This is a genomic window from Nonomuraea sp. NPDC050478, assembly GCF_044458265.1.
GTDB lineage: Bacteria > Actinomycetota > Actinomycetes > Streptosporangiales > Streptosporangiaceae > Nonomuraea > Nonomuraea ferruginea.
The window spans coordinates 564,539-591,382 of record NZ_JBITHT010000003.1; the positions used below are offsets into that span (position 1 = coordinate 564,539).

Below are 26,844 nucleotides of genomic sequence, written 5' to 3' on the forward strand. Positions count from 1 at the left end.
CGGAGTCCCCTTACAGGTGATCACGGAATGTTGCCTTCATTCAAACCGGACAGTGCCCGAAGCGTGAGCCGGGTGTGGGGATGGTCGCTGCCCAGGACTTGCTGTTGCTGCTTCAACAGTTGGCGGAAAAGGCGTTCGGCTTCGGCCCGGTCTCCCTGCTGCACCAACACCCTGGCGATCTCATAACGCGTGGCCAATGTCGCCGGATGCTGGGGTTCCAGCCATGCCTCTTGGTCCCGGAGCAGATCTCGGAAGCGATTCCCTGCCTCGGCGAAATCCCCCCGGCCCGCCAAGGTCCGTGCGATCTCGTACCGCGTGGCCAGCGTACGCTCGTCATCGGCGCCCAACGCCGACTCCTGGTCCCGCAGCAGCTCCTGGAGAAGATTCTCGGCCTCGGCGAACCTCTTCTGCTCCGCCACCACCACCGCGAGATCAGCCCGTATCTCCAGTGATTCCATGCTGTTGCCGTCCGACGCCGTGGACAACAACTCACGATAGATGCGATCGGCCTCGGCCAATCTGTTGACGAACTGGTACGCGCCTGCCTGTACGCGCCGCAACGGCCGCGTGACAGGGTGATCAGAACCGAGACGGGTCAGGCGTTTCAGCGCGGCCTCCGAAATCTTCACAGAGGCGTTGTACGAACCGGCCCACAGCAGCATCGTCGCGGTGACGCATGCGGTGCAGACCAGGTTCGCCAAGACGGGTTCACGAACCAGTGGGCCGGCGGCGTTCAGCATTTCTTCAAGATGGGCCCACCATTTCTGCCAGGCCGGCCAATGCGCGGGCTTGTCCACCTGTAAATCCGCGGTCGCGTGTATCAGCAGTTCGGTGGCGGCGGATACGGCACGGTCGGTTTCCACGTGGTCGAGATCCTCACGGACCGTCTCGGCGACCAGCGGATGCACCATCACCCCGGCGATCGCCTCCGCCGTCGCGCCTTCTGCCGCGGGCAGCGAGGTCTGGATCAGCCCCACCGAGAGCAGGGCTTCCAGCCCTGCCACCACGCCGGCCGGATCAGGACTGTCACAGGCCCGGCCGAGTATCTCGTGATCCAAACCGCTGACCGGGATGGGAACGGCGGGCGCGAACCAGGCCAGCACCCGCAACAGCCCTCGTGCCTGCCCCACGCCCGCGGCGTCCAGCTGAGCCAGCGACAGTTCCCATGTCCGGCCCACCACGGCGCGATCGTCCACGTCGCCTGCCGTGCCGCCCAGCACGGCTGTTCCCTTGGACTCCAGGACCTGTTGGTAGCCGGAGAAGGATTGCCGCTGGGCGAACGGGGACGCCAGCTGCGATCCGGCGTGATGCAACGCGAGTGCGAGACCGCCCAGCCGCTCTGCCAGTGCTTCGGCCTCGGTGATGTCGCCGGCCCAGGGAACCAGGTCCACCAGCACCTGGCCGCCCTGCTCTTTGCTCAGCCAACCCACGGGATGGAGCTCGGCCCCACGGCCCCAGTGCCGCGGATCGCCGTCGCGCGTGCTGACCACCACCAGCCCGGACCTCGACCCGCGCACCCACCCGTTGCCGTCGCGCACCGTGCGACCGGCTGTCTCCAGCTCCGCGACGTCGTCGGCGTCGTCGATCACGAGCAGCCAGTCGCGATGGCGTTCCAACGCCTGCCACAGCACGTCGCATGCGGCCAAGCGGCCGGTACGCGCCGCGTCCACCTGCGCGTCGTCGGCTCCCAGCGCCTGCGCCAGCACCAGCAGCGAGTCGGACAGGGCCGCCGCGTCCACCGCCGAGGCCCACCAGACTGGCCGGCGGGCCTGTACCGCTATATCGGCCAATTGCAGGGCCACGGTGGATTTGCCCGTGCCGCCCAGCCCCGCCAGCACGTGCACCCGACCGTCCGGCGCCCCCAGCAACGTCCTCAGCTGCTCCAGCAGAGGTTCGCGACCCCGTACACGCTTCGGCAGGCGCCCCAGCGGAGGCCACAGCACTCCGTGCCCACCCGGGACCACCGGCGTGCCCTCGTCGGCGGAGCGGTACGTGATGTGCAGGTCACGTCCGGCACTCAGCGCATCCCGCAGTGCGGCGATACCTTGCCGCACTCTGGTTTCATCTGCTGGGAAAGGCTCGTCAGTCATCTGGCGACGGCTTCGCGTCAGGACGCTGCTGCACGGTCATGTCCCGACCTGCCGTATACGCGTCCCGGCCGGCGCGCACGTTCTGCACGACCTTCCCGGAGGAAGCAGTCTGCCGAGCCCATTCGGCCATTTCATCGGCGAACGCCCGATCGCGCTCGGCATACCAGCGCAATGCCTCGGCCAGTTCATGAAGCGCGCTTTCGTCCTCAGGTGTCGCCACGGCACGCTCCAGCGCGTCCGCCGACCGCGGGTCCCCGCCGAAAACGATGCGAATGCGTTCCCGGATCTTCGCCACCAGGCTCAGTGCCGCGCTTTCTCCCAGCCCTTGGACCGCCCCGGTCCCCGCGACCAGAGCCACCGCACTTGCCATCGCCGCCACATCCACCTGCGCCCGCCCCTCCCCGCATCGATCGAACCAAATCTACAGATAAAGAGGCAATGGGCCGGACGAACGGCGGGAGATGCACTACATACCTTCTTGTTCTCGCATTCTCGCACGACCTCTTAAATGATCCAGGCACCCACGGCACTGGTTATCGCAGGCAACAGCCGACCTCGCCGGACGGAAAGTTCGGTGATGACGGCAGGAATCAGACCGATGATTGGAAGCTGGCCACGATGACACCCTCATCGGCCAGTCGCTCCAAAACCCTGTTCAGAGCCGGTATGTCGAGCCCTTTCAACGCCTCCAGATCGATATCACTGACATCGATCAAGCCCGTCCCGTGCGTGTCAGCCATGCCGCCCCCTCTTGCCCGATTACGGCTGCCCTTAACTTCCAAAACCGTCGTCCCGGCTATGGCACCTCACTTAGAGTGTGTGACCGCCCATCGCCAAAAGCAATCATCCGAGAGAAAATCGGGCTGACAGGAGGTGTCGGTTCATGGATCAGAAGACGGCTCCAGAGGCGTCACACCAGGTACCGGCGATCTGGGGGAAGAAGATTCCGGGCCGGAACAAACACTTCACCGGCCGGGAGAATCTCCTCGACCAGTTACGCACGAGCATCATCTCCACCGCCAAGGCGGCAGTCGTGCCTCAGGCGTTGCAAGGACTGGGCGGCGTCGGGAAGACACAACTGGCGATCGAATACGTGTGGCGTTACCGCAGTTTCTACGACCTGGTCTGGTGGGTGCCGGCGGACCAGCCGATGCTCGTCCCCAGCACGATCGCGGCCCTCGCCGACCACCTCCGATTGCGCCCGGCCAACAGCGTCGGCATCGAAGAGGCCGCCGCGTCCGTCCGTGACGCGCTGCAGCGCGGCGACCCGATCGACCGGTGGCTGCTCATATTCGACAACGCGGACGAGCCGGAGGAGATCCGCGACTTCATCCCCGAAGGCGGGCCCGGGCATGTGCTGATCACGTCGCGGAACAGCCGGTGGAGCGGTGTGGCAGAAACCGTCCCCGTGGACGTCTTCTCCACCGAGGAGAGCGTGGAGTTCCTCCGCAAGCGGCTGCAGAAGGACGTTCCGCAGAAGGAGGCGGAGCACCTGGCGAGTGAGCTCGGTGACCTTCCTCTGGCCCTGGAGCAGGCCGCGGCCCTTCAAATAATGACCGGGTTGTCCACCGAGGAGTACATCGAGCAGCTCGCCCTGCAGACGAGGGAACTACTGAACCTCGGCAAGTCGACCGAATACCCGCTGTCGATGACGGCCGCCTGGCAGCTCTCAGTCAACGAGATCGAGAACCGGCTGCCCGAAGCAGCCATGGTGCTGCGCTGCCTGGCCTTCTTCGGGCCGGATCCGATCCCGCGCGCCGTCTTCCGCCGGGGAAGCAAGAGCGGCGTCAAGCGCATGGCGCCCATACTGGCGAATCCCGTCCTGGCCGCGAAAGCGTTCGGCGAGCTCAACCGGTTCGCCCTGGTGAAGATCGAGCAAGAGGCGGGGACCGTTCAGGTGCACCGCCTCGTCCAGGCCCTCCTGCGGGACTCGCTGGTGGAGCCGGAACGTGAGGAGATTCGGCACGAGGTTCATCTGCTGCTCGCGGGGGGCGCCCCTGCCGACCCCGAGGACACCGTCAACTGGCCCGACTTCGCCGATCTGGTCCCTCATGTACGCCCGGCGGGCGTCGCTCGATGCGCCGATCGCCAGGTGCAGCGATTCGCTATCGACGTCATTCGTTACCTGCACCGGGTGGCGAACTACTCCTCGGCGAAGAACTTCGCCGAGGAGTTCCGCGCGCACTGGACGGCCGCCCACGGGAAGAAGGACGAGAACGTCCTGCGGCTCTGCCGGCATCTGGGCAATGTCCTGTGGCAGATGGGAGCGTTTTCCGAGTCGCGAGCGCTGAACGAGGAAACGTTCCCCTGCATGCGCGAGGTTTTCGGCGAGGAGAACGAGGAGACGCTGCGCATCCGGCTCACCGTGGCCGCGGACCTCCGGGCCAAGGGGATGTTCAGGGAGGCGTTCGAACAGGACACCGAGTCGCTGGACCTGCACACCCGGGTCTTCGGCGCTGTCGCCCCCGCCACCTTGCGGGTGCTGAACAACCTGGCACTCGACAACGTCCTGCTGAGCCGGTTCGACACCGCCCTGGATCTCGCGCAACTGGTCTTCATCGAGCAGAGCAGCGCCAGGGACGGGATCCGCATATGGGAACTGCAGAGTTCCTGGAACGGACTGGCGCGCACGGTCAGGTTGCTCGGCGACCATGCGCAGGCCTGCGACGTCGGAGAAGAAGCGTACGCCCATGGGATCAGCCAGTTGGGCATCGAGCATCCACTCACTCTCATGACCGCCCGTGACCTGTCCATCGCCCGCCGCCGGATGGGTGATGTCGAAGGCGCTCTGGAGCTCGTCGAGGAGACCTTCACCAGGATGGATAAGCTCTTCGGCCCGGACAGCCCGGAAACCATGGCCACACAGGTCGCGTTCAGCAGGGCCTTGCATCAGGCCGGACGCTCCGAAGAGGCGATGGCGCTCGCCCGGCAGGCCCTCCCCCGCTATCGCAGGATCTACGGCGACCAGCACCCCTTCACCAACGGCTGCCTGATGAATCTCGCGCTGCTCTACCAGCTCCGCGGGGATGTCATCCAGGCGAAGGAGATGGACCGGCAGGCGTACGAGAGCTTGCTCGACAGGCTGGGGCCCAATCACGGCTACGTGTTCGGCGCCACCCTCAACCTCGCCAGTGATCTGGCCGCCCTGGACGACGTCGCCGGCGCACGCGAGCTGGGCGAGGACCTCTTGGCCCAGATGCGCGCGTTCTACGGCCCCGACAACTTGCTCACGCTGGCCGCCGCCGTCAACCTCGCGCTCGACCTTCAGGCCGATGGGAAACCGGAACAGGCGGAGACCCTGTATACGGACACGATGCGACGCTACGGAAGGTACGACCTGGGCCACCCCGAGAGAATCCACGCCGAGAGCAAGAAGCGCTTCAACTGGGACTTCGACCCCATCAGCCTCTGACGACCGATCACCCGTTACGGGCGAGCCACGCCTCCCGGTGCGCGGCCGCCTCCCTCCCGGCGGCGTCCAGCGCGGCGGGAGGGACGCTCTCCGCCATCCAGTCCGCCAGCGTGCCCCGCATCGCCGTCACGAACCGCTCGCCGGGCGGGGTGAGCCGCCCGCTGTCCAGGAGCGTCCCCGTCGCCTCGAACGCGGCCTGCCGCCAGTGCGCGAACTCGACGTGCGGCTGCGGGCCGGTCTCGTCCGCACGCTGGCGCCGCCAGAAGCCCGCGACCCCGAGATGCGCGTACGTGCCCTGCAGCAGCCCCGCCAGCGGGCGGGGGTCGGGCCGCCAGGGCGCGTAGTACCTGCCGTCGTCGGGCTCCAGCAGTTCGACCGTGTCGAGCACCGCGCCGAGCTTGGCGTGCTGGACCTCGTGCGCGAACGTGGACGCCATCCAGCGCCAGTCCCGCGGCGTGGAGATCCCGATGGCGCCGAACCTGTCCCTGGCCGTGGCGCTGTTCATGCGGTAGGCCGGGCCGGTGATGGGTGTGAGCACGGAGACGATCGAGGCGGTCTCGCCGGCGAGCGTCCAGTGCCGGGCCTTCATGACCTGCCAGGAAATCCGGAGGTGCTCGCGCCAGACGTCCAGCTCGGCCGGGGGCAGCCGCCCGTCCGGCGCCTCGTCGGGAGACCAGCGGAACGGGTCCAGGTCGTCCACGCACAGGCTGAAGCCGTCCGCCGTGATGCGTCGCAGCGGTAGCCAGCCCGGTTCCTCCCGCTCTTCCGCCTGCCGTCCGGCCGTCCGGTCCGCCGCGCGTACGCGGCGTCCGCCCGCCTCCAGGGTCCCGTCGGGGTGGACGCGGAGGTCCACCAGGTCGGCCGGGTCGGCGGTCACGATCTGGCCGAGCGAGGGCAGCGTGATCCGGCCGTCCGGAGCGGGCGCCTCGACCCGGGCCGTAAGCCGGGCCAGGATCGCCGCCGCGGCGGCCAGCGCGCCGAGTTGGGTGGCGGTCCCCCGCGACCGGATGACGTGCGCCGCCCAGGCGCCCACCGCCGGATGGCCCAGCACGGTCTCCACGGCCTCCGGCGCCTTCTTCTCGATCCAGGCGAGCAGGTCGTAGGCATGGCCCACGGCCGGGTGGGAGCCCGCGAGCCGGACGACGCCCAGCACGAGGAGCCGATGCTTGCTGCGCTCGGCGGCCACCAGATGGCGCGCGGCCTCCGCGCCGCCGCCACCGGCCGCCAGCCGGGCGAGGATCTCATCGGGCAACCGGTGGGGCCGCGGTCTCATGGGCGTCCCTTCGGGAGTCGGGCTCTGCGGAGATCGGCCAGGAGCCGGTCGCGGATGTGACCGATCAGCCGGTAGAGGTCGGGGCAGTAGACGGACGGGTTCAGGAAGCCGGTGCCGCGGCGGTAGCGGTGGGTGTAGAGGCCGGCCCCGCAGACCCTGCTGTACGGGCACGCCTTGCACGTGTCGCTCAGCCCTTCGAAGGCGAGTTGCCTGGCCACCACGCCGGGGTGCAGGAGCGCGTCGTCGAACGGATGGTCGACGACGTTCAGCCCGGTCGCCGGCGCGCCGTGCCGCACCGCCTTCAGCGAGTCCGTCTGCTCCATCGTCCCGTCGGTTTCGATCACGACCAGGGTGGACGGGGTGAGCCCGACCGCTTCACTGGCGGAGGCGCGGCCGAGGAGCAGGTGGATGATCTCCTGGAAGAGCCGGACGACGGTCTCCCCGCTGGCGCCGTACCAGCGGTCGAAGACGGCCACGAGCCAGTCCGCGTACGGCGTCGCGGCCGGATCCGGCACTCGGCCCGGGGGCGGCGCGTCCCAGGTGCCGTGCGGGAGGAGGAAGTCGATCACCGGCGGCTGGAAGAGCAGCAGCGCCTCGTACGTCTCGACGGGGTCGTTCGCCAGATCCACCGTGCACAGGAGGCCGTTGTAGACGTGCCGGAACTCCGGCTCCATGAGGAGGGAGAGCGCTTCGGCGACGGCCGGATAGCTGCTGCGCCCGTCCGCGTAGCGGCGGTTCCTGTCGTTGCCGCGCGGCGTGCCGTCCAGGCTCACCCCCACGTCCACGCCCTCGTCGGCGAAGGCGCGCAGCACGTCCTTGTCCAGGAGCACGCCGTTGGTCTGGACGACCGCCTCGACGCGCACGTCCGGGCCGGCCCTGTCACGGACGAGGCGGACGGCCCGTACGAGGTAGTCGGCGCCCGCGAGCAGAGGTTCGCCGCCGTGCAGGATCAGCCGGACGGAGTCGAGCCGGTGGGCCGCCGCGTGCTCGGCGATCCGGCCGGCGACGGCGCTCACCAGTTCCGGCGCCATGATCATCGGCCGGGACCGCCAGCTCTGGTCGGCGAGCGTGTAGACGTAGCAGTAGTCGCAGGCGAGGTTGCAACGGCTGTGCGCCTTGAGCAGGAATTGCCGGAAGGGGTGGGCACGCCACCCGTTTCTCAGCATTTCGGCGACGTCGAGGGTGCCGGGCCACTCCCTCCTCGGGTCTTCCACCTGGTAGGTCACCCTGGAACACCCCGCACCCGCCGGAAATATCGGAGTGATTCAAGATATTAACCGAGAAATCGAGCTATTGGGAGGAGCTGGTCGGCAGGCCATAAATGTCAGGACTTAATCACCATTATTGTATTAACTGCGGTGAAAGCGGCGGTGCAGCTCCCTGACCTCTTCCGCGAGCTCGGGCGCCGGCCCTTCCACCACCGCTTCCGGCACCACCTCCCGGATCGCCAGCGTCCGCACCGGCGGCGGAGCCACCCCCAGCTCCCCCAGCCACCCCGACAGCTGCTCCGACGACGCCGCGTACACGATCCGGCCCAGCCCCACCCACCCGTGGGCGGCCGCGCACATCGGGCAGTGCTCCCCCGAGGTGTACATGGTGGCCGCCGCCCGCTCCTCCGGGCTCAGGTTGGCGGCGGCCCAGCGGGCGAGTTCGAACTCCGGATGGCGGGTGTGGTCGCCGGTCGCGACCACGTGGTTGTGGTCCTCGCCCAGGACCGTGCCGTCCGCGCTCACCAGCACGGATCCGAAGGGCTCGTCGCCGGAGGCGAGGGCCTCGGCGGCGAGTTCGACGCATCTGCGCAGGTGACGAAGGTCTGTCTCGTTCATGAGATCCACCATGCCACGTCCGAAAATGGGTTGAGGGGCGGTACTAGCCTTAGAAGGATGCCTCCTGATACGCGCGCTCCTCGTCGTCCCCTGCTCGAAAACATCTCTCTATGGCGGTTACGGCGCTATCTCCGCCCGTATGTCGGAAAGCTCATCTTCATCTGGCTGGCCGCGATCGTCGGCATCAGTGCCAGCATCGCGTTGCCCCTGGTCGGCGAGCGGGTCGTCGACGGGCCGGTGCGCGACGGCGACAGCCGGGCGCTGCTGCTGCTCGGGTCGCTGGCGCTCGGTCTCGGCGTCCTCGAAGCGCTTCTCATCTTCCTGCGCCGGTGGGCGCAGATCGGCCCGGTGCTGGGGCTGGAGACGCGCATCCGCGACGACCTGTACGCACAGCTGCAGCGGCTGCCGATGAGGTTCCACGGCGAGTGGCAGTCGGGCCAGCTGCTGTCGCGGGCCACCACGGACCTGTCGACGATCCGCAGGTTCCTCGGCTTCGGCATGCTCTTCCTGGTCATGAACATCCTGCAGCTGATCACGGTGACCGTGCTGCTGCTCAACATGTACTGGCCGCTGGGCGTACTGGTGGCCGTCTCTGCGGTGCCGATCGTCCTGCTGTCGATGCGGTTCGAGAAGCGCTACATCCGCATCTCCCGGCAGGTTCAGGACGAGCAGGGCGACCTGGCGACGCTGGTCGAGGAGTCGGCCATCGGCATCCGTACGATCAAGGCGTTCGGCCGCCGTCACCACGTCTTCGAGCGCTACGACGAGGCGGCGCGCAGGCTGTACGGGACGTCGATGGAGAAGGTGCGGCTGTCGGCGCGGTTCTTCACCTTCCTGGAGGTGATCCCGAACGTGACGCTGGCGATGGTGCTGCTGCTCGGCGCGCTGGCCGTGGGGCAGGGCTCGCTGACGCTGGGCGCGTTGTTCGCGTTCACCACGCTGGTGCTGCAGCTGGTGTGGCCGATCGCCAGCCTCGGCTACATCCTGGCCATGGCGCAGGAGGCGATGACCGCCGCCGACCGGGTCCTGGAGGTCCTGGACACGGTCCCGGAGATCACCGGCGGCCGGGAGCGGATCGAGCGGCCCCGCGGTCACCTGCGGTTCGAGGGGGTGGAGTTCCGCTTCCCCGGCGCCGACCGGCCGGTCCTGCACGACCTGTGGCTGGAGGTGCGGCCGGGTGAGACGGTCGCGGTCGTGGGCGCCACCGGCTCGGGCAAGACCACGCTGACCGCGCTGGTGCCGCGGCTCCTCGACGTCACCGGGGGCCGGGTCACGATCGACGGTCACGACGTGCGCGACCTGGAGCTGCCCGAGTTGCGCTCCATCGTGGCGACCGCGTTCGAGGAGCCGACGCTGTTCTCCATGAGCGTGCGCGAGAACCTGACGATGGGCCGCCTGGACGCGACCGAGGAGGAGGTCGACGACGCGATCCGCACCGCGCAGGCGATGTTCGTGTACGACCTGCCGTGGGGTCTGGACACCCGGATCGGCGAGCAGGGCATGTCGTTGTCCGGCGGCCAGCGGCAGCGGCTGGCCCTGGCCAGGGCGGTGCTGAGCAGACCGAGGATCCTGGTGCTCGACGACACCCTCTCGGCGCTGGACGTGGAGACCGAGGCGCTGGTGGAGGCGGCGCTGCGGGAGGTGCTGCGCGAGGCGACCGGCATCGTGGTGGCGCACCGGGCCTCCACCGTGCTGCTGGCGGACAAGGTGGCGCTGCTCGCGGGCGGCACGATCACACATGTCGGCCGCCACCACGACCTGCTGGCCGAGGTGCCCGAATACCGGCAGCTCCTGGCCCAGGACGCCGATCTGGACCCGTCGGAAGGAGCCTTGCGTTGACATCCGCCACGACCGGCTGGCGCGGGGTCGCCTCCGAGGACCAGGACGAGCTGCCGGACAAGGTGAGCGGCCTGCTGCGGACCCGTTCGCGCAGGCTGCTGGGCGACCTGCTGGCCCCGCACCGCAAGGGCATCATGGTGCTCACCGCGGTCATCATCGCCTCCAGCGGTGCCGGGCTGGCCATCCCCTACCTGGTGAAGGTGGGCATCGACGCGGGCATCCCGCCGATGCTGCGCGGCGAGGGCACGGGCACGCTGCTGACGGTGGTGGGCGTGATCCTGGCGGCGGCCGCCGCGCAGGCGCTCACCCGGCAGGCGTTCCTCAAGATGTCCGGCCGGATCGGTCACCAGATCCTGCTGGAGCTGCGCAGGAGGGTGTTCGACCACTTCCAGCGGCTGTCGCTGAGCTTCCACGAGAAGTACACCTCGGGCCGGGTCATCTCGCGGCTCACCTCGGACATCGAGGCGATCGCCGAGCTGCTGCAGGCCGGTTTCGACGGGCTGGTCACGGCGGTGCTGACGATGGCCGGCACCGCCGTGCTGCTGCTCGTGCTGGACGTGGAGCTGGGGCTGGTGGCGCTGGTGCCGCTGCCGATCCTGCTGCTGTTCACCCGGTGGTTCCGCCGGCAGTCCGCGATCGTCTACCGGCGCACCAGGGAGACGGTGGCGCTGGTCATCGTGCACTTCGTCGAGTCGATGACCGGCATGCGGGCGGTGCAGGCGTTCCGCCGCGAGCCGCGCAACCAGGAGATCTTCGAGCGGCTGAACGACGACTACCGCCAGGCCAACGCGCGCAGTATGAGGCTGATCGCGGTGTTCATGCCGGGCATCAAGCTGATCGGCAACCTGACGGTGGCGGCCGTGCTGTTCTACGGCGGCTGGCTGGCCTTCCACGGGGAGGTCACGGTGGGCGTGCTCACCGCGTTCCTGCTCTACCTGCGCGGCTTCTACGAGCCGATGCAGGAGATCAGCCAGTTCTACAACACGCTGCAGTCGGCCAGTGCGGCGCTGGAGAAGCTGTCGGGCGTGCTGGAGGAGGAGCCGGCGGTGCCGGAGCCGCGCGCGCCGCGCCCGCTGCCGCAGGCGCGCGGCGAGGTGCGCTTCGAGGACGTACGGTTCGCGTACGTGGAGTCGATGCCGATCCTGCCCGGCCTGGACCTGGCGATCCCGGCGGGGCAGAGCGTGGCGCTGGTCGGCTCGACGGGGGCGGGCAAGACCACGCTGGCCAAGCTGATCTCCCGCTTCTACGACCCGACGGCCGGGCGGGTGCTGCTGGACGGGGCCGACCTGCGGGAGCTGGACGAGCCCACGCTGCGCCGGGCGGTGGTCATGGTGACGCAGGAGAACTTCCTGTTCAACGGGACCGTCCTGGACAACATCATGTTCGGCCGGCCGGGCGCGACCGAGCGGCAGGTGCGCGAGGCGGCGCAGGCGATCGGCGCGCACGACTTCATCGCGTCGCTGCCCGACGGCTACCACACGGACGTGGGCAAGCAGGGCGGGCGCATGTCGGCCGGCCAGCGGCAGCTGGTGGCGTTCGCGCGGGCGTTCCTGGCCGACCCGGCGGTGCTCATCCTGGACGAGGCGACCTCCAGCCTGGACGTGCCGAGCGAGCGGCTGGTGCAGCGCGCGCTGCGCACGATCCTGGCCGACCGCACGGCGCTGATCATCGCCCACCGGCTGTCGACGGTGGAGATCGCCGACCGGGTGCTCGTCATGGAGCGCGGCGAGATCGTCGAGGACGGGCCGCCGGACCGGCTGGTGGCCGCCGACGGCCGCTTCGCGGGCCTGCACCGCGCCTGGCTGGAGAGCCTCTCCTAGTGCGGCCCGGCGGACGCCATGACTAGTGCGGCCTGGCGGCCGCCATGACGCGATACACCTCGTACGCGGCCACCAGCACCGCCGGGACCCCGAGCACGACCAGGAGCCGGTGGTGGCGCGGCGTCCGGCCCGCCGCCACCGGTACGGGATCGGGGTCGGGCACCCGCGGCCGCTCCGGCTCGGGCTCGGGCGAGGACAGCAGCTCGGGGTGGCGGGCGAGGTAGCCGTCGGGGAACGACGTCACCGCGAACCCGCCGCAGGCCGGGCAGCAGGCGCCCGACCAGGGCGGCTGCACCACCACGCCGCCCATCAGCCAGATCTCGCCCCGGTCACCGAGCCTGACGGTGTAGGCCTCCTCCCAGACGTGCCAGCAGCGCAGGCACTCCAGCGGCCACAACCGGCGCCCACCGGTTCCTTCGTGCACCAGGACCACCCCCCGGGTCAGGGACCGTCATCCGCACCGAGTGTCCGCCCTGCCTATTGACACGGCAAGATGGCCCTTATAACACTCTCTGTTAGTCAAATATGACCATCTGTTACGTCTCAAGCCAACGCGGGCGTTTCCGCACCGGGCTGATGAGCGGGGTGGCGTCGGAGCCGGCGGGCCGCGTGGACCTCATCAGCTCCGGGTGGTGGGCCAGGTAGCCCTCGGGGAACTGGACCGCCTGGTAGCAGCCGCACCTCGGGCACTTCTCGGCCGGCGTCGGGGGCGGCACAGGGACGTTTCCGCGCAGCCAGACCTCACCCCGGTCGCCGAACCTGATGGTGTATTCCTCTTCCCACACGTGCCAGCAGGCGCGGCATTCGAAGGGGACCTTCCGCAGTTCTTCTCTCATGAGGTCACCTCCCTCTCTTCGAGTGTCCGCCTTCCTCCCGCGGCCCCGCAACCCGCCCTCAGCGCATGGACAGCACGAACACCACTGCCCCGGCGACCAGGGCGAGCGTGCCGAGCCAGGCGAAGACCGCGTCGGCCCGGTGGTCCAGCGGCCGGCCGCCGTGCAGCGCCTCCTGCACCCGGAGGAAGCGGGTGCCGGTGCGGATGAGCAGGACGGCGCCGCAGAGCGCCGCCAGCGCGAACGCGGCCGCCGCCGGGAGCGGCAGCCCGGCGCGCGCCGACAGCCCGGCCGCGCCGAGGCCGCCGGTGGCCAGCATGACGGCGGTGCGGACCCAGGCCAGGCGGGTGCGCTCGCTCTGCAGCCCCTGGTCCCAGATCTCGTGCGGATCGCCCACCGGTCAGGCCGCCAGCAGGATCATCACCAGGGCCAGCACCGCCACGGTCGCGACCCCGTACCCGAACACGGACGCCAGCGCGGGCGGCGGGAGCGGCGCCTGGGCACGCAGCGCGCGCTGGATGTTGCGCCAGCGCGGATAGGCCATGCCGGCGGCCAGCGCCGACAGCGTGACCAGGATGACGGCCAGGGTGGTGCGCAGCCATGGGACGAAGTCCGTGGAGGGCACCGCCGCCATGGCCACCCCGGCGGCGCTGAGCGCCAGGGCGGTGCTCAGCCAGGTGAGAAAGGTTCGCTCGTTGGCCAGGGTGAAACGCGGGTCAGGCTCCATGAGCCCCACGCTATTTCGCGACCATTCTCCCTAGAGAAAGCGGGGTTCAGCCTCCGGAGCAGGCCTCGGCGACCTGCTTGACATAGGCGGCCGTGTCGCTGCCGACCTTCTGGGCGGCGTCGACGGCGTCGTTGACGGTTTGCACGTTGAGGCCGGACAGGGTGCCGGCGAGCTTGTCGGACGCTTCCTTGATGGTGGTGTTGGCGGCCGAGTCGGCGAGGTCGTTGAGCTTGGCGGCCGTGTCGTCGAGCGCCTTCTCCATGGCCTGCGGGTCGTTGGCCAGCTGGGTCAGCTGCGACGTCAGCTCACCGACGATCTTCGGGGCCTCCAGGCAGGCCTGGGCTCTGTCGATCGTGGTGTTGACCTCGGCGCAGCCGGCCGCGGCGAACGCGAACGCGGGGATGACGGCGAGGGACGCGAACCGGCGGTAGCGGCGAGACATGTCCCGACCCTACCCAACCGACCGCGTCCCCCGCGTGATCACAGCTTGGCGAAACAGGGACCGTCGAAGGTGTAGGACTCGGCGGTGGGGCCGGTGAAGAAGTCCCGCACCTCGGTGACGCCGGTCGGCGCCGTCTCGTCGAGTTTGTTGATGAGCGTCTGGCGGAACGTGGCGGTGTTGGGGTCGTCGGCGTAGTTGCCGGCCTCGGGCGGCAGCATGCCCTCGTAGTCGACGGTCTTGAGCGACTTGACGGCCGCGAGCAGACCGGCGCGGCTGACGTCGCCGCCGGCGACCATCTTCTCCAGTGCCGCCTTCATCGGGTACGCCCACGCCCAGCCGGAGGTGTAGCCGTCGTTGGGGGTGACGCCGGGCAGCGCCTCCCGCATGGCCTGGTGGCCGGGCGTGTCGGCGTTCCACGGCTTGCCGGGGGCCGACTGCTCGTACAGGGCCTTGAGCGCCTCGGCGGCGGGCGACTGGAGCAGGGCGGGGTTCCAGGTCGGGCCGGTGCCGATGAAGCGGCCCTTGAATCCGGCCGCGGCGCTCTGGCCGACGATGGTGGCGGCGTCGGCCGGGCCGGTGGTGAGGATCACCAGGTCCGGCTTGACGCGGGTGATCTCGGTGATGGCGCGGCCCTGCTCGGTGGCGCCCGGCGGGGTCTCGACGCCGGTGAACTCCAGCCCGTGCGCCTCGGCCGCGATCTTGGCGCCGGCCGCGGCGTCCGCGCCGTAGTCGCCGGCCAGGTGGACGGCCATCACGGACTTGGGCTGGTACGCCTCCATGGCGTAGTCGACGGAGTTCATCGCCTCGACGCAGTAGTTGGCGCCGGTCTCGATCACCACGTCCTCGAACTCCCAGGCGGAGGTCCAGGAGGCCGGGGCGGAGACGACGCTGCCGGCCTTGAGGTCGCCGATGATGGCGGCGGTGGTGGGCGAGCCGAGCGTCTGGGCGAGGCCGAGCACCTGGTCCTTGATCTCGTTGTAGACCTGCCGGTGAACCTCCGGGTTGTACTTGTTGTCGCGGACGTAGCGGGTGACGTCGACCTCGTACGTGCCGCCGATGCCGCCGGCCTTGTTGACCCGGGCCCAGAACGCCTTCTGCGCCTCGGTGATCGGCACGGCCAGCGCCGCGAACGGCCCGGCCGTCAGGTCGGAGATGGAGCCGAGGTAGATGCATCCCTTGGCGCTGTCGACAGCGGAGGGACAGGGCTCACTGGTGACTCCTGTCGTCTGGGCGCTCTGCCCGCCCTCGTCGTCCCCCCGGAAGACGCCGCACGCGGACAGAAGGGCCACTGCTGCAGTGATGGCCACCACATAGCGACTCTTCATGAAATGACCCTTTCTAGTAGGAGAAAGGCCAGGCTTTCCAGTAATTCCGTACGCGGATCCAGAGGCCGAACAGGCCCCGCGGTTCGAAGATGAGGAACAGCACGATCAGCAGGCCGTAGAGCACGGTCTCGACCTGGAACACGTTGGGCGTCTGCGTGGTGTCGCCGCTGATCACCGGCACCAGCGCGGGCAGCGTACGGGTCAGCGGCTGCAGCAGCGAGATGAACAGGGCGCCCGCGATCGCCCCCGACACGGTGGCCACGCCGCCGATCAGGACCATCGCGATGAACTGCACCGACAGCAACAGACTGAACGAACCCGGCTCGACGTACCCGGACACGGTGAAGAGCAGCCCGCCCGCGCAGCCCGCGTAGAAGGACGAGACGCCGAACGCGAGCACCTTGTAGCGGGTGAGCGGCACCCCGATGACGGCGGCGGCGATGTCGCGGTCGCGGATGGCCGCGAACGCCCGGCCGACGCGGGAGCGGGCCAGGTTGCGCGCGGCGACCGCGAAGACCACGAGCAGGACGAGCATGAGCAGGTAGAGCTGCTGCTCCCGGGTGCCGAGCGCGCCGTCCTGGTCGAGCCTGACGCCGAGGAACGCGGGCACGGCCGCCTCCCGGCCGACGCCGACGCCGCCGGTCAGCTCCTGCCACTCCTTGAAGACGTGCTCGCCGAGGAAGACCAGCCCGAGCGTGACGATGGCCAGGTAGAGCCCGCGCAGCCGGGTGGCCAGCGGCGCGACGAGCACCCCGGCCGCGGCGGCGACGAGCCCGGCCGCGGGCAGCCAGATCCAGATCTCGGAGATCCCGTACCCGATGGTGTCGCCGCCGGGCGGCCCGGACAGGGCGGCGGCGGTGTAGGCGCCGATGGCGACGAAGAAGGCGTGCCCGAGCGAGACCTGGCCCGCGTACCCGGTGACGATGTTGAGCCCGATCGCCCCGATGGCGAGCACGTACGCGACGGCGAGCACCTCCAGCGCCGGGTCGGTGAGCACCGCCGACAGCGCGAGCGCCAGCAGGACGAGCGCGCCCGCCGAGACCCGCTTGGCCCGGGTGTCGAGCAGCGCCATGTCCTGGGCGTAGGAGGTGTAGAGCAGCGGCCGCCCGCGCACCCTCCGGGACCGGCCGGTCGGTAAGGCCGGGTCTCCGGTTCGCGTTCCGGTCATACCCGCTCGACCTCCCGGGTGCCGAACAGCCCGTACGGCCTGACCAGCAGGACGACGAGCATGACCACGTACGGGGAGACGACCGCGAAGTTCTGCCCCAGCCACGGCAGGTAGGCGCCCTGGTACGACTGGAACAGCGACTCGACCACCCCGATCACCAGCCCGCCCGCCACGGCGCCGCCGAGCGAGTCGAGCCCGCCCACGATGATCGCTGGCAGCGCCTTGAGCGCGACGATCCAGGTGGTCTGCTCGATGCCCTGCCCGGTGCCGACGAACATGCCGGCGACCGCGGCCAGGAACCCGGCCAGCGCCCACGACAGCGCGAACACCGCCCCGACGGAGACGCCCTGGGCCAGCGCCGTCTCCTGGTCGTAGGCGGCGGCCCGCATGGCGAGCCCGTACCTGCTGTACCGGAAGAACGCGAACAGCAGCGTGACCAGCACCGCGGCGGCGGCCATCATGGCCAGCCAGCGCTGCTGCACCACGAGCGGCCCGAGCGAGACCAGGTCGAACCCCCACGGGTCGCCCACCTGGCGCACGTCCCTGCCGATGAGGCCGTTGACCACCACCCGCACCACCACGTCGACGCCGAGCGTGATGATCGCCACCACGAACACCGGCCGGCCCACCATCGGCCGGATCGCCGCCCGCTCGATGCCGAGCGCGACGGCGGCGATGAGCAGCGCCCCCAGCAGCGCCCCGAGGTAGAACCCGGTGACGGGGGCGAGGTAGCTGACCGCGACCGCACCGGCCAGCATGAGCGCGGGCTGGGCGAAGCTGATCACCCGGGTGGCCTTGTAGATGATCACGAAGCCGAGGGCGAGCAGCGCGTACACGGACCCGTTGCCCAGCCCTCTGATGATCGTCTCCAGCGTGCCGGTCACCGCGCGTACATCCCTTCGACCAGGTCCTCGAAGAGCTTGGCGACGGCGCTCCGCTTGACCTTCTGGGTGGCGGTCAGCTCGCCGTCCTCGTGGTCGAGCTCCTTGGGCAGGAACGCGAAGCGCTTGACCTGCTCGGCCCGCGCGAACCGGGCGTTGACCTCGTCGACGACGCCCTGCACCAGCGCCCGCGTCTCGGGCTTCCCGGACAGGTCGCGGTAGGTGGTGTACGGGATGCGCCGCCGCCTGGCCCACTCCCCCACCGTGTCCAGCTCGATGCCGATGAGCGCGACGAGGTGGGGGCGCTGGTCGCCGATGACGACGGCCTCCTTGACGTACGGGGACGCCTTGAGCGCGTTCTCGATCTCGCTGGGGGCGACGTTCTTGCCGCCGGCGGTGATGATGATGTCCTTCATCCGGTCGGTGATGCGCACGTGGGTGCCGTCGACCCATTCGCCGACGTCGCCGGTGTGCAGCCAGCCGTCCGGGTCGAGCACGTCGGCGGTGGCGCCCGGCTTGCCCCAGTATCCGGCGAACGTGCCCCGGTGCCTGGTCATGATCTCGCCGGTGGCCTCGTCGATCTTCAGCTCGACGCCGGGGTGCGGCTCGCCGACGGTGCCGAGGCGGACCCGGCCGGGCCGGTTGGCGGTGGCGACGGCGGTGTTCTCGCTCATCCCGTACACCTCGTGCATCGGGATGCCGATGCCCATGTAGAACTTGAGCACGTCCGGCGCGATCGGGGCGGCGCCGGAGGCGGCGTAGCGGACGCGGCGCATGCCCAGCCGCTCGCGCAGCGCCCGGTAGCAGAACACCCACCCGACCGCGTACAGCAGCCGGGTGGCGGCGGTGTGCGTGCCCCCGGTCCGCACCAGCGTGTCACCGATGCGGTCGGCGACCCGCAGCCAGAACCGGCCGGTCGCCCGCTTGACCGGTGAGGCGGACCCGAGCCGGATGTCGACCTGGGCGAGCACCTTCTCCCAGATGCGCGGCACCCCGAACAGGATCGTCGGCTGCACCTCGCGCAGGTTGGCCTGGACGGTGTCGATGGACTCGGCGAAGTTCACCTGGATGCCGGCGCCGGCGTTGAACCAGACGGTGAAGGCCCGCTCGGCGACGTGGCACAGCGGCAGGTACGACAGCGTCAGGTCGCGCGGCGAGGGCGGCGGGTCGGCGAAGCCACCGCCCAGCACGAGCGTCTCGACGCCGAACTCGATGTTGCCGACGGTGAGCATGACGCCCTTGGGCGGGCCGGTGGTGCCGGAGGTGTAGATGAGGGTGGCCACGTCGTCGGGGCGCGCGCCGGCCGTCCGGCCGTCGAGCGCGCCGGGGTGCGCCTCGCGGTGCCGGGCGCCGAGCGCGAGCAGTTCCTCCCACGGCATCAGCCGCGGGTCGGTGTAGCGGCCGCGGATGCCGCGCGGCTCGATGTAGACGACGTGCCGCAGCTCGGGGCACTCGCCGATGACCGCCAGCGCCTTGTCGACCTGCTCCTGGTCCTCCGCGATGAGGATCTTCGCGCCGGAGTCGGCCAGCAGGTACGCGACCTCGGCGGGCGGGTTCGTCGGGTAGAGGCCGACGGTGACGCCGCGGGCCGCGACCGTGCCGAGATCGACGTAGAGCCATTCGGGACGGTTCTCGGCGTGGATGGCGACCCGGTCGCCTGGCTCGACGCCGAGCGCGAGCAGCGCGTGCCCGACCAGCTCCACCCGCGACCAGTAATCGGCCCAGGTCACCTCCTTCCAGATGCCGAAGTCCTTGTGCCGCATGGCGACCGCGTCCGGCGTCGCGGCGGCCCGGTCGCGGACCCTGGTGACGAGGCTGATGAGCGTGGCGGCGACGGGGGCGGCGGTCATGCGGTCCCTCCCAGGTATGCCTCGATGACCCGCGGGTCCTGCTGCACCTCGGCCGGGGAGCCGAGCGCGACCGGGCGGCCGAAGTCCAGCACCAGCACCCGGTCGGCCAGGTCCATCACGAGCCCCATGTCGTGGTCGACGAGCACGATCGGGATGCCGAGCTCGTCGCGGATGTCGAGGACGAACCTGGCCATGTCCTCGGTCTCCTCCAGGTTCATCCCGGCGACCGGCTCGTCGAGCAGCAGCAGCTTCGGCTCCATGGCCAGCGCCCGGCCCAGCTCGACCCGCTTCTGCACGCCGTACGGGAGCAGCCGCACGGGATGGCGGCGCCACGCCTCCAGCTCCAGGAAGTCGATGATGTCCTCGATCTCGGCGCGGGCGGCCAGCTCCGCCCGGCGGGCCCGGCCGAGCCACCACAGGGCGGACAGCGCGCCGTAGCGGAAGTGGTGGTGGCGGCCGAGCATGAGGTTGTCCAGCACGGTCAGGTTGTGGAAGAGCTCGACGTTCTGGAACGTCCTGGCCAGCCCCATGGCGGCGATCTCGTGCGGGCGGCGGGCCAGCAGGTCCTCGCCGAGGAAGGTGACCCGCCCGGACTGCGGCCGGTAGACGCCGGACAGCACGTTGAACACCGAGGTCTTGCCGGCGCCGTTGGGCCCGATGACGGCCAGCAGCTCGGCCGGCCCGACCTCGAACGAGACGCCGTCGATGGCCTTGACCCCGGCGAAGCCGAGGTGCACGTCCTCGACCCGCAGGATGCTCACGACAGCCACCGCTTCCTGCGCTTGTAGTGCTTGACCTCGCGGAAGGAGCGGACCGCGCCGAGGTAGAACTCCTTGATGTCCTCGTCGGCGAGCAGCTCGGCGGACGGCTTGTCCATGACGATCTTCCCGGTCTCCATGACGTAGCCGTGGCTGGCGATGGACAGCGCCATGGCGGCGTTCTGCTCGACGAGCAGCACCGTGGTGCCCTGCCTGTTGATCTCCACCACGAGGTCGCGCACCTGGGCGACCAGCGACGGGGCCAGGCCCAGGCTGGGCTCGTCCAGCAGCAGGTAGCGGGGGCCGGCCATGAGGGCGCGGCCGACGGCCAGCATCTGCTGCTCGCCGCCGGACAGGTAGCCGGCCACGCTGCCGCGCCGCTCGCGCAGCACCGGGAACAGGCCGTAGACCCGGTCCAGGTGCGACCGCGCCGCGGTGTGGCCGCCGACCCTGAGGTTCTCCTCCACGGTCAGCTCGGCCAGGATGCGCCGGCCCTCCATGACCTGGCTGATGCCGCGCCGGACGATCTGGGCGGGCCTCAGCCGGTGGATCGGCTCGCCCTCAAGGGTGATCGCTCCCTTGGTGACCTCGCCGTCGTGCACGTCGAGCAGCCCCGACAGGGCGCGCAGCAGCGTCGTCTTGCCCGCGCCGTTCGCGCCGAGGAGCGCCACGATGGAGCCGGGCGGGACGGCGAGGCTCACGCCGCGCAGCACCAGCATGACGTCGTCGTAGACGACCTCGAGATTGCGGATTTCGAGCACCGCGGCTCCCGGGATTGTGGTCCAGATCACTCCCCGATGAGCACAGAGTCCACGTTCACCCGACACGCAGCAAGAGGCGCGGCCGAAATCGCTGCGAACCTGTGTTTAGGATCGCGGACATGGCTATGTGCGAACATCTGATTCAGGCGGACGATCCCGAGGCGCGCACGCCCGAGGGATGCGAGGAATGTCTGGCCGAGGGCGGCCGGTGGGTGCACCTGCGCCGCTGCCTCGACTGCGGCCACATCGGCTGCTGCGACTCGTCCCCGGCCAAGCACGCCACCGCCCACTTCCACGGCACCGGTCACCCGGTGGTGCAGTCGTTCGAGCGGGGTGAGACCTGGCGCTGGTGCTACGCCGACAGCCAGATGGGCTGACGCCGGGCGGTCACCACTCGCGGCGGTCGCGCGGGTCGTCGTACTGCTGGTCCGGGCGCAGGCGCTCGCCGGTCGAGAACAGCGGCTCACCCAGGTACGGGCGAGTCCTGTCGGGCTCCTGCTGGCCCATCGACAGCAGCGGGTCTACCGGGTTGGGGGCGCCGCCTCCGTAGCGCTCCTGCCCGTAGGCGGCGTTCTGGCCGTAGCCGGGGTCCTGCCCGTACGAGGGATCCTGCCGGTAAAGGGGATCCTGGCCGTAGCCCGGGTCCTTGGCGTAGCCCGGGTCCTTGGCGTAGCCCGGGTCCTTGGCGTAGCCCGGGTCCTTGGCGTAACCGGGGTCCTGGCCGTGGCCGTAGCCCGGGTCCTGGCCGTAGCCCGGGTCCTGGCCGTAGCCCGGGTCCTGGCCGTAACCCGGGTCCTGGCCGTAGCCGGGCTCCTGGCCGTACGTGGGCTCCTGGGCGCGGAACGGGTCCTGGCGGCGGCCGGCGCCCGGGATGCCGTGCATGGGCGTGCCCAGGCCGGCGCCGCCGCTGGGCGAGGTGCGCGGCTGCGCGGGTGGTGCGGCCTGCTGCTGGTACTGGCCGCCGCCGTAGGAGTCGCCGCGCTGCTCGTAGGCGGGCTCGGCGGGGCGGGCCTGCGACGGGAAGCCGAGCGGGTCGGTGTGCGGGGGCTGGCCGCCGGGCAGCTGGTAGGCCGGCTCGTCGGCGTACTGCGGGCCGGCGAACGGCTGGGCGTCGTGCTGCACGTACTGCGGGCCCGAGTAGGGGTCGCGGTAGCCGGCGTCGACGGCGTACTGGGGGCCGGTGAACGGGTCGTTCGCCTGCTCGGCGTACTGCGGGCCGGCGAAGGGCTGGGCGTGCGGCGGGGTGGTCTCGGCGCGCGAGGCGACCAGCTTGTCCTGGTGGTTGGGGTTGCCGCGGGCGACGAGCACGTCGTTGGGGCCGAGCGGCGCGGCGGGCCGCTCGTCGTGGAGGGGCGGCGGGGCGGGCCGGTGGTAGGTGCCCGTGCCGGGGATGACCTCGGCGGCGGGGTCGGCGGCGGGCACGTCGGCCGCGTGACCGTCGGGCTCGTGCTCGCCGGTGGCCTCGGCGTATCCCTCGTCAAGGGTGTCGAGCAGCCTGCCGACGTCGTCGAGCGGCATGCGGAAGCTCGCGGTGCACATCTCTCCCCGCCACAGGCTGAGCACCAGGGTGCCTTCGTGCCAGGTGACCCTGAGGCACCGCTCCTGGCCTCGGGCATCGAAGAAGACTTCGCCGAACGACGGCAACGGGACAACTTCCGACATGGCAGACATACTGCTAGTACCAGCCTTTATCCGTCCACTCAACCCCGGAAAACCCTACCAAAACGGACTTCCCATCCCCACCTTGAACCCACTTTTTCCCATGGTCCCCAGGTGGAGTTCCACCGCCAGTGTGCCACGGGACGCGGCGGAGAGGTCCGCGAATTCCGGGATGCGCATGGCCGATCACCTCACGTCCGGCGCGACGGGCGCCGGAATGCGGGTAGCGTTTACTGCCGTGCCGGACTCCCATCTCCCGTCAGCCGACTCCCTGCTCAGCGTCGCGGTCGACGCGCTCGGGGGGACCGAGCGGCAAGGCCAGATCACGATGGTGAAGGCCGTGCAGCAGGCCATCGACGACGGCGACCACCTGGCCGTCCAGGCCGGCACCGGCACCGGCAAGTCGCTGGCCTACCTGGTGCCGTCGATCCGCCACGCGATGGACGCCGACAAACCCGTGGTGGTCTCCACGGCCACGATCGCGCTGCAGCGCCAGCTCGTCGACCGCGACCTGCCCCGGCTCGCCGAGGCGCTCGGCAAGGAGCTGCCGCACGAGCCGACGTTCGCCATACTCAAGGGCCGCCGCAACTACCTGTGCCGCTACAAGCTGACCGCCGCCTGGCCCGAAGAGGACGAGCAGGACCAGCTGTTCGACGCCCGCGACGTGAGCGCGACCGGCCGGATGGTGCAGCGCATCCAGGAGTGGGCCGAGGAGACCGAGACCGGCGACCGCGACGAGCTGGTGCCCGGGGTCAGCGAGCAGGCCTGGCGGCAGTTCTCCGTCAGCGCCCAGGAGTGCCTGGGCGCCAGCCGGTGCCCCAGCGGCGCCGAGTGCTTCGCCGAGCTGGCCAGGGCTCGCGCGGGCGAGGTCGACGTGGTCGTCACCAACCACGCGCTGCTCGCCATCGACGCGATGGGCGACCTGCCGGTGCTTCCCGAGCATCGGCTGGTCGTCGTCGACGAGGCCCACGAGCTGGTCGACCGGGTCACCTCGGTGGTCACCGGCGAGCTGTCGGAGACCACCGTCGCCCTCGCGGTGCGCCGGGTGGGCCGCCTGATCGACCAGCCGGTCGCCGACCAGCTGATGGAGGCGAGCGAAGACCTCAAGGCACTGCTGGCCGCCGCCCCGCCTGGCCGCGTCGACGAACTGCCCGAGGTGCTCGGGCTGACGCTCGCGCTCGTCCGCGACAGCGCGGCCCGCTGCCTCACCGCGCTCGGGCCGCGCGGCGGCGACAAGGACGACCCCGACAGGGCGGGCCAGCGCAAGGCCGCGTTCACCGCGCTGGACGAGGTGCACGACACGGCCGTGCGCATGCTGGAGGCCTACGGGCACGCCTCGGAGTCCGACCGCGCCGAGGTGGTGTGGCTCGACGGCGGCACCGACCGCCGCCCGCCGACCCTCCGCGTCGCCCCGCTCAACGTCGGCGGCATGCTCCGCGACAAGCTCTTCGGCGACCGCACCGTCGTGCTCACCTCCGCCACGCTGGCGCTCGGCGGCAGCTTCGACGGCATGGCCCGGCAGTGGGGGCTCGGCGACGACGACTGGCAGGGCATCGACGTCGGCTCCCCGTTCGACCACCCCCGCGCGGGCATCCTCTACGTCGCCAAGCACCTGCCGCAGCCGGGCCGCGACGGCCTGCCGCAGGCCTACCTCGACGAGATCGCCGAGCTGATCGAGGCGGCCGGCGGGCGCACGCTCGGCCTGTTCTCCTCGATGCGCGCCGCCAAGGCCGCCACCGAGGCCCTCCGCGACCGCCTCGACGTGCCGCTGCTGTGCCAGGGCGACGACTCGACGATGCTGCTCGTCAAGCAGTTCGCAGAAGACGAGCCGACCTGCCTGTTCGGCACGCTGTCGCTGTGGCAGGGCGTCGACGTGCCGGGGCCGTCGCTGCGCCTGGTGATCATCGACCGCGTCCCGTTCCCGCGCCCCGACGACCCGCTCACCTCGGCCAGGCAGCGACACGTCGCCGCCAAGGGCGGCAACGGCTTCATGACGGTCGCGGCCACCCACGCGGCGCTCCTCCTCGCCCAGGGCACGGGGCGCCTGCTGCGCTCCCAGGACGACAGGGGCGTGATCGCCGTGCTCGACCCGCGCCTCGCCACGGCGCGCTACAGCGGCTTCCTGCTGGGCTCGCTGCCCCCGTTCTGGCGCACCACCGACCCGGGGGTTCCCCGCGCCGCCCTGCGCCGGCTCTCGTCCGGCGACTGAACCGTCAGGGCGACAGTCAAGATCTTTTGGGAACCCCCTCGGGCTGAGCGCCGATAGCGAGCCTTCGGCCCGCCTGTCCCGCCGTCACTCCGGCGAAGAGCGTCGAACCTCCCGTCGTAGCCGGCCGCGGTCGGTGTAGAGGCGGTCTTCGGGGACGCCGGGGGTCAAAGTCCCCTCCAGGACACGCGCCTTTTTGGGATCATCAACACCGACTGTCAAGATCTCAACGCGGAAAGCGGTGCCATGGCCAACCCCCTACGCGACGGCGACCCGACCCAGATCGGCCCGTATCGGCTGCACGCACGGCTCGGCGGGGGCGGGATGGGGCAGGTGTTCCTGGGCCGTTCCCCGGGCGGGCGCCTGGTGGCCGTCAAGGTGGTGCGCCCCGAACTGGCCGACAACGCGGACTTCCGGCGCCGCTTCGCTTCCGAGGTGGAGGCCGCCCGCAAGGTCGGCGGATTCTACACCGCCCAGGTCGTGGACGCCGACACCGAGGCCGCCCGGCCGTGGCTGGCCACCGCCTACATCCCGGGTCCTTCCCTGCACCAGGCCGTCGAAGAGCACGGGCCGCTCCCCCTGGAGTCGGCCGCGGTGCTGGGAGCCGGGCTGGCCGAAGGACTCGCCGCCGTGCACGCCTGCGAGATGGTGCACCGCGACCTCAAACCCGCCAACGTCATCCTCGCCGAGGACGGGCCCCGCCTGATCGACTTCGGCATCGCCCGCGCCCTGGACGCCACGAGCCACACCCAGACCTCCACCGTGCTGGGCACCGCCGCGTTCATGTCCCCCGAACAGGCCATGGCCCAGAAGGTCGGGCCGCCCTCGGACGTGTTCTCGCTCGGCTGCGTGCTCGCCTTCGCCTCGACCGGCCGCAGCCCTTTCGGAACGGGGCCCGTCCACGCGGTCGTCTTCCGGGTCGTGCACGGCGACCCCGACCTGCGCGGAGTGCCCGCCCCGCTCGCCGCTCTGGTGGCGGCCTGCCTGGCCAAGGACCCCGCCGCCCGGCCCGGCCTGGAGCACGTGCTGGCCCGGCTCACCGCGCTCGCCTCGCCCGGCCAGGGCCGGTGGCTGCCTGAGGCGCTCACCCAGGTCATCGCCGAGCGGCGGACCCTGGCACTGACCGCCCTCCATGACCCGGCCACCGGGACCGGCGGTGGCCACCCCCGGACCACGGCGCCACCACCACCCGTGCACGCGGATCAGCCGCGGGCACCCCAGCCCTTGCTGGTCCACGAACGCCGCCTCATGCGCGGCCGCGACCCGGGGTCCCATGCCGCCGCCTACCAGATCGCCATCTATGTGCTCCTTACCCTCTTCGCCGTGGTCTCCGTGAGCACGGTGGTTCACCAGTTCGACATCGCCGACGACGCGGGACGGTGGCGCTCGGTGGAGACCTACGGCGACCTTCACGAGTCCGACGAACTGATCAGCACGATCACGTGGGTGGCCCAGATCGTCTCCGGCCTGGCGCTGACGGCGTGCTGGGTGCTCTGGTTCTTCCGGGTACGAGTCGTCGCCGAACAGTTCGCGCCTGGCCGGCTGCGCTACCGCCCCTCCATGGCGGTATACGCCTGGTTCATCCCCATCGCCGGCCTGTGGCTTCCCAAGCAGATCGCCGACGACGTCTGGCACGCCTCCAGCCCGCCCGGACGCGGCCGCACGACAGCCCCGGCCGGTCTCCTGCACACGTGGTGGGCCATGTGGCTGGTCACGTTCCTGACCTGGCCCCTCTTCTGGATCGACTGGACGACACTCCTCGCCACCCAGTACGAACGCAGGGAGGACAACGACCTCTACCGGATATACGAGTTCACGCCGGCCAGTTGGGCCAGCCTGGCCCTGCACATGGCGGTCGTGCCGACGGCGATCGTCACCGCTCGGTTCGTGCGGCGGCTGAGCGCCATGCAGGCGGCCAGACTCAACAGCTGAGCGGGCCGCCGGGCAGAAATCCTCCGGGATGTGAACGGGGTT

Annotated in this window: 24 protein-coding genes; 6 read left to right on the plus strand and 18 right to left on the minus strand. The window is 70.5% G+C overall.

What is annotated here, in order from left to right:
* Window positions 1-20 precede the first annotated feature (20 nt).
* From ACIBF7_RS17025 to fxsA, 3 genes are all read right to left on the minus strand, one after another.
* Window positions 21-2,090, minus strand: coding sequence for a tetratricopeptide repeat protein (locus ACIBF7_RS17025; RefSeq protein ID WP_397197515.1), 2,070 nt, complete (start codon window positions 2,088-2,090; stop codon window positions 21-23).
* Window positions 2,083-2,475, minus strand: a complete 393-nt coding sequence (locus tag ACIBF7_RS17030) for a hypothetical protein (RefSeq protein ID WP_148030503.1) — start codon at window positions 2,473-2,475, stop codon at window positions 2,083-2,085. The genes ACIBF7_RS17025 and ACIBF7_RS17030 overlap by 8 nt, the downstream gene beginning before the upstream one ends.
* A 205-nt stretch (window positions 2,476-2,680) precedes the next feature.
* Entirely contained in the window at window positions 2,681-2,830 is a 150-nt protein-coding gene (fxsA, locus tag ACIBF7_RS17035) for an FxSxx-COOH cyclophane-containing RiPP peptide (RefSeq protein ID WP_148030502.1), read from the minus strand.
* Window positions 2,831-2,973: 143 nt separating this feature from the next.
* Between fxsA and fxsT the strand changes: the two genes are divergently transcribed.
* Entirely contained in the window at window positions 2,974-5,502 is a 2,529-nt protein-coding gene (fxsT, locus tag ACIBF7_RS17040) for an FxSxx-COOH system tetratricopeptide repeat protein (RefSeq protein ID WP_364229810.1), read from the plus strand.
* 7 nt (window positions 5,503-5,509) lie between these two features.
* Here the strand turns inward: fxsT and ACIBF7_RS17045 are convergent, their stop codons facing one another.
* From ACIBF7_RS17045 to ACIBF7_RS17055, 3 genes are all read right to left on the minus strand, one after another.
* Window positions 5,510-6,775: an HEXXH motif domain-containing protein gene (locus ACIBF7_RS17045; protein WP_397197517.1), complete on the minus strand. Its 1,266-nt coding sequence runs from the start codon at window positions 6,773-6,775 to the stop codon at window positions 5,510-5,512.
* Window positions 6,772-8,001, minus strand: a complete 1,230-nt coding sequence (locus tag ACIBF7_RS17050) for an FxsB family cyclophane-forming radical SAM/SPASM peptide maturase (protein ID WP_397197518.1) — start codon at window positions 7,999-8,001, stop codon at window positions 6,772-6,774. The genes ACIBF7_RS17045 and ACIBF7_RS17050 overlap by 4 nt, the downstream gene beginning before the upstream one ends.
* A 123-nt stretch (window positions 8,002-8,124) precedes the next feature.
* Window positions 8,125-8,601, minus strand: coding sequence for a nucleoside deaminase (locus tag ACIBF7_RS17055; RefSeq protein ID WP_397197519.1), 477 nt, complete (start codon window positions 8,599-8,601; stop codon window positions 8,125-8,127).
* Between the two features lie 57 nt (window positions 8,602-8,658).
* On the opposite strand from ACIBF7_RS17055, the gene ACIBF7_RS17060 reads away from it, so the two are divergent.
* Both ACIBF7_RS17060 and ACIBF7_RS17065 read left to right on the plus strand, forming a co-directional pair.
* A complete protein-coding gene (locus ACIBF7_RS17060; protein WP_397197520.1) occupies window positions 8,659-10,440 on the plus strand; it encodes an ABC transporter ATP-binding protein in 1,782 nt (593 codons plus the stop codon).
* Entirely contained in the window at window positions 10,437-12,260 is a 1,824-nt protein-coding gene (locus tag ACIBF7_RS17065; RefSeq protein ID WP_397197521.1) for an ABC transporter ATP-binding protein, read from the plus strand. The genes ACIBF7_RS17060 and ACIBF7_RS17065 overlap by 4 nt, the downstream gene beginning before the upstream one ends.
* Before the next feature lie 22 nt (window positions 12,261-12,282).
* Here the strand turns inward: ACIBF7_RS17065 and ACIBF7_RS17070 are convergent, their stop codons facing one another.
* The 11 genes from ACIBF7_RS17070 to ACIBF7_RS17120 form a co-directional block, all read right to left on the minus strand.
* Complete coding sequence (locus ACIBF7_RS17070) at window positions 12,283-12,684, minus strand: hypothetical protein (protein WP_148030497.1); 402 nt, start codon at window positions 12,682-12,684, stop codon at window positions 12,283-12,285.
* A 112-nt stretch (window positions 12,685-12,796) separates the two neighbouring features.
* The gene (locus tag ACIBF7_RS17075; RefSeq protein ID WP_148030496.1) at window positions 12,797-13,096 is read right to left on the minus strand and encodes a hypothetical protein; all 300 of its coding nucleotides are present in this window, start codon (window positions 13,094-13,096) and stop codon (window positions 12,797-12,799) included.
* Window positions 13,097-13,154: 58 nt separating this feature from the next.
* On the minus strand, window positions 13,155-13,490 hold the full coding sequence (locus tag ACIBF7_RS17080; protein WP_219545343.1) for a DUF202 domain-containing protein: 336 nt from the start codon (window positions 13,488-13,490) through the stop codon (window positions 13,155-13,157).
* Window positions 13,491-13,493: 3 nt separating this feature from the next.
* Complete coding sequence (locus tag ACIBF7_RS17085; RefSeq protein ID WP_148030494.1) at window positions 13,494-13,820, minus strand: YidH family protein; 327 nt, start codon at window positions 13,818-13,820, stop codon at window positions 13,494-13,496.
* Window positions 13,821-13,866: 46 nt separating this feature from the next.
* Window positions 13,867-14,262, minus strand: a complete 396-nt coding sequence (locus ACIBF7_RS17090; protein WP_148030493.1) for a hypothetical protein — start codon at window positions 14,260-14,262, stop codon at window positions 13,867-13,869.
* Between the two features lie 38 nt (window positions 14,263-14,300).
* A complete protein-coding gene (locus tag ACIBF7_RS17095; RefSeq protein ID WP_397197522.1) occupies window positions 14,301-15,587 on the minus strand; it encodes an ABC transporter substrate-binding protein in 1,287 nt (428 codons plus the stop codon).
* 13 nt (window positions 15,588-15,600) lie between these two features.
* The gene (locus ACIBF7_RS17100; protein ID WP_397197523.1) at window positions 15,601-16,755 is read right to left on the minus strand and encodes a branched-chain amino acid ABC transporter permease; all 1,155 of its coding nucleotides are present in this window, start codon (window positions 16,753-16,755) and stop codon (window positions 15,601-15,603) included.
* Entirely contained in the window at window positions 16,752-17,639 is an 888-nt protein-coding gene (locus tag ACIBF7_RS17105; RefSeq protein ID WP_148030490.1) for a branched-chain amino acid ABC transporter permease, read from the minus strand. Before ACIBF7_RS17105 ends, ACIBF7_RS17100 begins: the two co-directional genes overlap by 4 nt.
* Window positions 17,636-19,486 carry an AMP-dependent synthetase/ligase gene (locus tag ACIBF7_RS17110; protein WP_397197524.1) on the minus strand — a complete coding sequence of 617 codons (1,851 nt, stop codon included), beginning with the start codon at window positions 19,484-19,486 and terminating at the stop codon, window positions 17,636-17,638. The genes ACIBF7_RS17105 and ACIBF7_RS17110 overlap by 4 nt, the downstream gene beginning before the upstream one ends.
* The gene (locus ACIBF7_RS17115) at window positions 19,483-20,247 is read right to left on the minus strand and encodes an ABC transporter ATP-binding protein (protein ID WP_364229826.1); all 765 of its coding nucleotides are present in this window, start codon (window positions 20,245-20,247) and stop codon (window positions 19,483-19,485) included. The genes ACIBF7_RS17110 and ACIBF7_RS17115 overlap by 4 nt, the downstream gene beginning before the upstream one ends.
* Window positions 20,244-21,035, minus strand: coding sequence for an ABC transporter ATP-binding protein (locus tag ACIBF7_RS17120; RefSeq protein ID WP_397197525.1), 792 nt, complete (start codon window positions 21,033-21,035; stop codon window positions 20,244-20,246). Before ACIBF7_RS17120 ends, ACIBF7_RS17115 begins: the two co-directional genes overlap by 4 nt.
* Window positions 21,036-21,124: 89 nt before the next feature.
* Here ACIBF7_RS17120 and ACIBF7_RS17125 point away from each other — a divergent pair, with 89 nt between their 5' ends.
* Window positions 21,125-21,382 carry a UBP-type zinc finger domain-containing protein gene (locus ACIBF7_RS17125; RefSeq protein WP_148030487.1) on the plus strand — a complete coding sequence of 86 codons (258 nt, stop codon included), beginning with the start codon at window positions 21,125-21,127 and terminating at the stop codon, window positions 21,380-21,382.
* A gap of 10 nt (window positions 21,383-21,392) precedes the next feature.
* On the opposite strand, the gene ACIBF7_RS17130 is transcribed toward ACIBF7_RS17125, so the two are convergent.
* Window positions 21,393-22,667 carry a hypothetical protein gene (locus tag ACIBF7_RS17130; protein WP_397197526.1) on the minus strand — a complete coding sequence of 425 codons (1,275 nt, stop codon included), beginning with the start codon at window positions 22,665-22,667 and terminating at the stop codon, window positions 21,393-21,395.
* A gap of 214 nt (window positions 22,668-22,881) precedes the next feature.
* Between ACIBF7_RS17130 and ACIBF7_RS17135 the strand changes: the two genes are divergently transcribed.
* Both ACIBF7_RS17135 and ACIBF7_RS17140 read left to right on the plus strand, forming a co-directional pair.
* Window positions 22,882-24,873: an ATP-dependent DNA helicase gene (locus ACIBF7_RS17135; protein ID WP_397197804.1), complete on the plus strand. Its 1,992-nt coding sequence runs from the start codon at window positions 22,882-22,884 to the stop codon at window positions 24,871-24,873.
* 243 nt (window positions 24,874-25,116) lie between these two features.
* On the plus strand, window positions 25,117-26,802 hold the full coding sequence (locus ACIBF7_RS17140; RefSeq protein WP_397197527.1) for a protein kinase: 1,686 nt from the start codon (window positions 25,117-25,119) through the stop codon (window positions 26,800-26,802).
* The last annotated feature ends 42 nt before the right edge of the window (window positions 26,803-26,844 follow it).